The organism is Novipirellula sp. (assembly GCF_041583735.1).
In the GTDB taxonomy this organism is placed as follows: Bacteria; Planctomycetota; Planctomycetia; order Pirellulales; family Pirellulaceae; genus Novipirellula.
This window is the reverse complement of the sequence record NZ_JBFHFD010000417.1, coordinates 1-7,659: the sequence shown is the minus strand read 5'-3', so window position 1 is coordinate 7,659 and position 7,659 is coordinate 1. Positions and strand designations below refer to the sequence as shown.

Here is a 7,659-nt window from a genome sequence, read left to right as displayed (position 1 = left end):
GATGAACAACAAGGGCCTGCCCAATTTATCATTGGCCGTGTCTCGCAAACCGACAGCAGCGTGGTGGCCGGCAAACCTGTTCCATTGGACAAAATCGTCAAAGCGTTTGAAAAAATGCGTGAGGAACGCGAAGGTGGCGGTGGCGACGACCGCAGCCGCGATCGCGGCGGCAGCGATCGCCGTCGCGACAGCAGCGAAGAAGCTTGGACCGCGGAATTGTTGGTCCCCGGTTTCGGCGTCGAAATCGACCCCGTGCCGCTGCCCGGTTTTGGTGCCGCTTCCGAATTGATGTCGGTGGCGATTAGTGCCAAGGACAAACAGGAAGCCGCAGAGCGAATGCGAGAGTTTGATCGTGATCGCGATGGTTTCTTGACCAAAGAAGAATTGGCGCGAGGACGTTTCGGCGGCAATCCTCTGGATTTTGATCGTAACCGTGATGGCCGACTCTCGGCGGACGAATTGGCGGTTCGCTACGCCCGTCGACGCGAAGTCAACGAGGTAAACGAGGCCGAGCGGAAACGCGAAGAAAGCCGCCGGCGTGATCAAGACCGCAAGAAAACGGTCGAAGAGGTTGATCCCTATAACGGGCGTCAATCGTATCGCGTCACCTCCACTCGCGCGTTGCCCGAAGGCACGCCTGGATTCTTTTCCGATAAAGACGCCAATGGGGATGGGCAAGTGGAAATGGCCGAATTCGCCAGTGAATGGTCCGATGCTACGGTCGCTGAATTCTTCCGATCCGATCTCAATCGCGATGGCATCATCACGGTCGACGAGGCCCGGCAAGCGGTGGAATTGGGCAGCCAAATGACGACCGAAACCGCGTCGGCAAGTGCCACTAGCTCGTCCACAGCATCCACCTCGGCCTCGTCGGCGAGCAGTTCAGGGGCGAAGCCGGATGAGAAACTAATCAAGTACGCCGAGCGAATTATCTCTCGTTACGACAAGAACAAGGACCAAGAGTTAACCGCGTCGGAATGGTCGACGATGTTGATGAGTCCTGCTGCGGCGGACGGGAATCGCGACGGTCGCGTGACGATCATCGAGTACGCGTCGTGGATGCAGTCTCGTTCCAAATAACAACGGCGATCTTTTCAACGACAATCGTGTCAATCACGATCTTCTCAATCACGACCGTGTCATGGGTGGTCATTTTAAAGCAAATGAATCGTCACCGAAAAGGATTCGAAGGGGGGCGTGATACGCGCCTTTTCAAAGGCATCTTCCGCTCCCATTTCACTTCGATCTAACGTCCCCGAAAATCCAATACGCTCGTTCAATTGGGGATCGAACCCACCGTTTGCATTTTCGTCCGCGAACGCGACGATGGCAAATTCAGGCCCCAGATTAATCAGCGGTAACTGCAAGACCGCAGTTCCTTCACGCAGCGTGGCTTTGTCCAACCAACGCGGACTTGTTTGGTTTGCAAACGCGTCCGCCGAATCGTAGACAGCCACCATGACGTCACCGTTGTCTTGATCGGATCCCACCACGGTCACCGACAAAAAATCGGTCATCAGCGAACGGTTTTGCAGGTCGGGGGACGCTTCTCTCGATTTTGCTTCGCCGATCAACGACGCTTGCGGAAACCGTGGTGCGACGAAACGTGATTGTCGGTACAGCAAGATTGCGGAACCCAACACGATTAATCCTCCCAAAAACATCATTAGCACATTGCCGTGATTCTGAGCCCATACACTCGCTGGCTCTCGATCGGTGAGCGTGTCGGTAAAGTTCGCGTCGTCTTGGTTCTGCATTTTTTTCAGCTACGATTTTTTCAGCTACGTGGGGGATGAAGAGAGTTTGCGGGTCGAGTGATCACAGGCGGAGAGATTCGCTCTGCTCGATCCGCAATACCATTCTATCGTGATTTTGTATTCAGGGGCAGCATTGAAATGGTTGCCCCAACCACGCAACGACAAGGTTGGATCGACGCATATGATTGTTTTCAGCCCGTCAACGTATTAGGCTGTGCACTCACCGTTTACGTCCTTTTTTGCGATAGAGATTCAATATGGAAACTTGGCCCATTGGTGTGTTCGCTTCCGTCGATGCGGGACTCGGAGTCGGTTGGAATGTGATTTCGGAATTGAAAGTTCCCACAATTCAATTGCATGCCCCCCATCGTGAAAATCGGACCGCGCAAACGGCCGAGTCACTCAAGACGCAGTTGGCCGAACTCGGCGTTCGCTGCACCGCCGTGTTCGGTGGCTTTGATGGAGAAAGTTACGCCGACATCCCTACCGTCGTCAAAACCATCGGCTTGGTGCCCGCAGAAACACGGCAAAGTCGCTTGGAAGAGATGTTTGAAATCTCGGACTTTGCCAAACATCTTGGTTGTGACACCGTGGCGCTGCATCTCGGTTTTGTGCCCGAGGATCCCCGTGACGAAGGGTATGCCGAAATCGTCGAGGTCACACGAAAACTATGCGATTATTGCAGCGAGAATCAACAATATTTGCACTTGGAAACAGGCCAAGAAACCGCCGAAGGGTTGCTGGAGTTTATCCAACAAGTCAAACGCGAAAACCTGAAGATTAATTTCGATCCCGCCAACATGATCCTCTACGGCAGCGGTGAGCCGATCGATGCACTGAAGAAGGTGGCCAAGCATGTTCGCAGTATCCACTGCAAAGATGCAACCTGGAGCGACAAGCCGGGTGAGACTTGGGGTGCCGAAGTCCCACTGGGCGATGGTGCGGTCGACTTTCGAAAATACCTGCAAACGCTTAAAGAGATTGGCTACACCGGGCCGCTGACCATCGAACGCGAGATCCCCCAAGATCCTGAGCGTCAGAAACAAGAGATCAGCCATGCAATCGGGCTGCTGAATAAGCTGAAATCCGAACTGCTCGCCTAACCCTCCGATTCGCCTGCCTTGCCTCGCTCGCCTTTCCTCACCCACCTTCCCTCGCCGCTTTCGAGTCCTTTCATGCTGAATTGGATGTCTACCCCTTTTCGGGGATTCACGCTGTCACTGTGCTTCAGTGTGTTGGCGACCACGGTCGCGGTGGGCGAGCCGGTGGATCCGAGTCGATTTGAAAAGTCGACGATCGCAAGCAATCTCGTTCAACCGATGGAACTGGACATCGCACCCGATGGGCGGATCTTTCTGATCGAATTGGCCGGCGTGCTGAAACGGATTGATCCGAAGTCGGGTGATGTGGACGTCGTTGGGAAATTGGAAGTCACGACGGCTCAAGAAAACGGGTTGATTGGCTTGGCACTCGATCCCAAGTTTGCTGAAAACAATTGGGTTTATCTGCAGTACTCGCCACCCGATTTTCCTGGCCAACGGATTAGTCGGTTTACGATCGTGGACGATCAACTTGATCTGCAAAGCGAGAAACGGCTATTCTCGTACGAAGAACAACGGCGAGAATGTTGTCATCATGCGGGATCCTTGGAGTTTGGTCCCGATGGAAATCTGTATATCGGAACTGGTGACAACACCAATCCGTTTAACGATTCGCAAGGCTACGCGCCGCTGGACGAACGAGCCGATCGCGAACCTTGGGATGCGCAGCGGACGGCGGGCAATACGAAAAGCTATAACGGCAAAGTGCTGCGGATTCACCCCGAGACCGATGGCACTTACACGATCCCCGATGGCAATTTGTTTCCCAAAGATGGCTCGATCGGGCATCCCGAAATCTATGTTATGGGATGCCGTAATCCATGGCGGATCAGCATCGATCCACAAACGGGGTATCTGTATTGGGGCGACGTGGGACCGGATGCCGGTCAGGACGGAGATCGGGGGCCACGCGGGTACGACGAAGTCAATCAGGCGCGTGTGGCGGGCAACTTTGGTTGGCCCTATTTTATCGGCAACAACCAAGCCTATTCGATCGTCGATTTTGTCACCGGGACGGTGGGAGCGTCGCAAGATCCGGCAGATCCGATCAACGATTCGGTGAACAATACCGGGGCAAAAAAATTGCCACCTGCGAATCCCGCAATGATTTATTATCCCGCCGCCACTTCGGAAATCTTTCCCGAAGTGGGCAGCGGCGGCCGAACCGCATGTGCTGGCCCCGTCTACTATTTCGACGAATCAAATCCATCGACCACCAAGTTTCCGGCGGCATACGACCGCACGTTATTTGCATACGAGTGGTCTCGCCACTGGATTATCGCGGTCCACTTGGATCAAGATTCCAATGTTCAGCAGCTGGAACGGTTTATGCCCGATACGACGTTCGTACGACCGATTGATCTTCAGTTTGACGCCTCAGGGGCGTTGTATGTGATCGAATACGGCGAGACGTGGGGCGTCAATCCCGATGCTCGCTTGGTGCGAATTGATTATGTCCGTGGCAATCGTGCTCCGGTCGCTGCGGCCAGCGTTCAAAACAGCGTCGGTCGTGAACCGCTTGAAACTCATTTTTCCGCCGAAGGTTCTTTTGACAAAGATGGCGATCCGCTGAGTTACCGATGGACTGCGACTCGCAGCAGTGCGTCGGAATCCAATGTAGGGCAATCGGACCAACGCGAATTGATTGGCACACAAGCACGCTTCACTCATCGCTTTGCCGATGCGGGGGTCTATACGATTGAGTTAGAGGTGCGTGACTCAGCGGACGCCGCCCGTGTGACGTCGCTTCCGGTGATCGTGGGGAATTCGCGGCCTGAAGTCGAATTTCTTCGCCCGCACGACGGGGATTTCTTTACACCGGGGCAACCGGTTGGTTTTAGTTTGGTCGTTCGCGATCACGAAGATGGAACGAGTGACTTTGACGAAGCCGAAGAACGATCGATCGATCCGATCGATTCGGCGGCCGCCACGCGGTTGTTCGTCGAAGCGGTACCGGTAGTTTCCGGTGAGGACGCGGCTGCCGAAAATGTGCCCGCCGGCTTGGCGTTGATTCGCAAAAGTGATTGCTTGAATTGTCACGCGGCAAACCGGTTGCTGGTTGGCCCCGCCTTTGTCGAGATTGCCAAAAAATACAAAGACCAACCTCATCAATTAGAACTTTCTATCAAACGCGTGATTGAAGGTTCCACGGGAGTTTGGGGCAAAGTCGCCATGTTGCCCCATTCGCAACATACCCCGAGCGAAGTCCAGCAAATGGTGGAGTACGTTTTTTCGGTCAGCCCAGACTCGGCAAATCCTTCTGCCCAAGGGTTTAACAACTCGTTGATCCCCGCTGGAAACACGGGCCAGATTCGTTTAGAGGCAACCTATACCGATCGAGGGCGTGACGACATTCCCAAACTTTCCGCCACCGGCGTGGTCACGCTTCGCAGCCGTCAATTGCAAGCCGAGTCGGCGGCCGAAATCAAAGGCGCAAGACCGCTGGGGTCAAGTAAAGCCGAAGGGGGTAAATTTGTCGGAGCGATCGAGCACGACGGCTTCCTTCGATTCGACAACGTTCCACTGGATCAAGTCGGTTCGATCACGGTGCGTGTGGCCAGCGCGGGCGCCGGGGGGGATATTGAAATTCGTCGCGGCAGTGTTACTGGTGATCTGCTCGGCGGCACTCCGGTCGAGGTCAACGGCGACTGGGAAGCGTTCTATGAGAAAACGATTGCGTTGACCGAGTCCGATGCACGCGACGTACTCTATGTTGTCTTTAAGAACGCCGAGAAACGTGGCGGACTGATGAACCTCGATTCGCTCCGCTTCGAACCAAGGCGATAGTGCATCGGTTGCGTTTCGCACGTCATGGTCGAGGTTGCTGGATCTTTGGGGGGGCGTGGTTGTTTTCAGGATCCGCGGACTTTCGCTGCTATCGCTCTCCCCCCATTCCTTGTTCTCTCGGACAGCTCGCAGAATTTCGATTACGCTAGAGGCTTCTGAATTCAGATCGCTCGAGGCTCTCATTGGACGTCGTGCGATGCCGACGCCGTGCAAAAATTAGCCTCTATGAATCCGCTCAATCTGTTTCGACGCTCGACACGTCCATCGACCGCACCGCAGGCTCACATGACGTGGGCTTCACGAAGCATTTCGAACACGGTCACGCGGACGGGCGTGTTCTTGAAAAAACAGCTTTGGATTTGGCCAATCATCGCGGTTCTTATCCTGTCGGTGATTGGATTCGGTGTCCGCCACGCGATCGAAACCACGATCAAGGCCAACGTCAGCTCGGGGCTTCAGTCGTTGGTGACGCTGGAAACCGAAATGCTGAAAAAATGGTTCGCGGTTCAAGAGTCCACCGCCGAATCGTTGGCCAATGACGCTCAGGTCCGTCAAACCGTTTATCAGATACTGCAGCCAAAAACGCCCGCTTCGGTCGCAGGGGCGTCGCCGGATGTCAGCAATGCATTGGATGTTCACACGCAACTTGCCAAAGAATTGGCTGCCGCAATGGCCGCTCACGACTATGTGGGGTTCATCGTGGCGGATAAAGCGAAACGCATCGTCTCGTCATCGCACGCGGCGTTGGTCGGCGAGCAGGACATCCCCGAGTACGAAACCTTTTTAGACCACGCCCTCGGTGGAGACCCGATCGTATCCCCCCCTTTTCCTAGCGTGGTGATGCTTAAAAGTAGCGACGGACGCAATCGTATGGGCGTTCCCACGATGTATGTCTGCGCCCCGATCCGCGACGCATCGTTCCAGATCATCGGCGTGTTGGGACTGCAGATTCGGCCCGAACGCGAATTCACGCAAATATTACAACTCGGTCAAGTCGGATCGTCCGGCGAGACCTACGCCTTCAATTCCGAAGGGCTGATGATCTCGAACAGCCGGTTTGACGAAGAGTTGATTTTGCTCGGCTTGTTACCTGATCGCGAGCAATCGCAATCGATGCTCGAACTGAGGGTGCGTGATCCCGGTGTCGATATGACACGCGGAGACCGACCGGAGGTGCGGCGCTCGCAATTGCCGCTGACCAAGAATGCAGCGGAGGCACTTGCGGGTAACTCTGGCATCGATGTCGATGGTTACCGTGACTATCGTGGCGTCGCTGTCATCGGCGCTTGGACTTGGCTGCCGAAATACGGAATCGGGGTGACGACCGAGGTCGAAGCGGCGCAGGCGTTCCGTCCCTTGGTGATTTTGCAGCGGACATTTTTGCTGATTTACCTGCTGTTGATCCTGAGCGCGATCGCCATCTTTGTGTTTATGGTTGTGGTCGCTCGTTTGCAACGACAAGCTCGCGCGGCCGTCATCGAAGCTCAGCAACTGGGGCAATACACGCTCGAAGGCAAACTTGGCGAAGGAGGCATGGGAGTCGTTTATAAAGGTCGACATTCAATGATGCGACGGCCCACGGCAATCAAGTTGTTGCATGCCGATCGTATCGATGAAAACTCAATCAAACACTTTGAACGCGAAGTCCAGATCACGTGCCAGTTGAACCATTTCAACACGATCGCGATCTACGACTACGGTCGCACTCCCGAAGGTGTGTTTTATTACGCGATGGAATACCTCGACGGTATTGATTTGCAAGAACTTGTTCGCAAGTACGGGCCGCAGCCCGAACCACGCGTGATCCATATCCTGCTGCAAATTTGCAATTCACTCTACGAGGCACATTCCAAAGGCTTGGTACATCGGGATATTAAACCCGCCAACGTGATGCTGAACCGACGCGGTTGCGAGCCCGATGTGGTCAAAGTGCTCGATTTTGGTCTGGTCAAAGCGATGGAACCGCAAACGCCGGGTGCGATGCTCGGCGGCGGTACGCTTACCGGAACGCCGCT

The 7,659-nt window shown here is 54.8% G+C and carries 5 protein-coding genes; 4 read left to right on the top strand and 1 reads right to left on the bottom strand.

From position 1 onward, the window contains the following. A partial coding sequence (locus ABX962_RS24445) for an EF-hand domain-containing protein (RefSeq protein ID WP_372723170.1) occupies positions 1-1,080 on the top strand: 1,080 nt, incomplete at its 5' end. A 74-nt stretch (positions 1,081-1,154) separates the two neighbouring features. On the opposite strand, the gene ABX962_RS24440 is transcribed toward ABX962_RS24445, so the two are convergent. Then, a complete protein-coding gene (locus tag ABX962_RS24440) occupies positions 1,155-1,757 on the bottom strand; it encodes a DUF2141 domain-containing protein (RefSeq protein WP_372723168.1) in 603 nt (200 codons plus the stop codon). 257 nt (positions 1,758-2,014) lie between these two features. On the opposite strand from ABX962_RS24440, the gene ABX962_RS24435 reads away from it, so the two are divergent. The 3 genes from ABX962_RS24435 to ABX962_RS24425 form a co-directional block, all read left to right on the top strand. Next, positions 2,015-2,860 (top strand): sugar phosphate isomerase/epimerase family protein, encoded by an 846-nt coding sequence (locus ABX962_RS24435; protein ID WP_372723166.1) that lies wholly within the window; start codon positions 2,015-2,017, stop codon positions 2,858-2,860. Positions 2,861-2,944: 84 nt separating this feature from the next. Continuing rightward, positions 2,945-5,644 carry a PQQ-dependent sugar dehydrogenase gene (locus ABX962_RS24430; RefSeq protein ID WP_372723164.1) on the top strand — a complete coding sequence of 900 codons (2,700 nt, stop codon included), beginning with the start codon at positions 2,945-2,947 and terminating at the stop codon, positions 5,642-5,644. Between the two features lie 225 nt (positions 5,645-5,869). Then, positions 5,870-7,659 (top strand): serine/threonine protein kinase (locus ABX962_RS24425; protein WP_372723162.1); only part of this gene is annotated, 1,790 nt, incomplete at its 3' end.

Bases quoted from the DNA above. Each gene is read 5' to 3' on its own strand.
- ABX962_RS24440 (WP_372723168.1), bottom strand. From the start codon at position 1,757: ATGCAGAACCAAGACGACGCGAACTTTACCGACACGCTCACCGATCGA.
- ABX962_RS24435 (WP_372723166.1), top strand. From the start codon at position 2,015: ATGGAAACTTGGCCCATTGGTGTGTTCGCTTCCGTCGATGCGGGACTC.
- ABX962_RS24430 (WP_372723164.1), top strand. From the start codon at position 2,945: ATGTCTACCCCTTTTCGGGGATTCACGCTGTCACTGTGCTTCAGTGTG.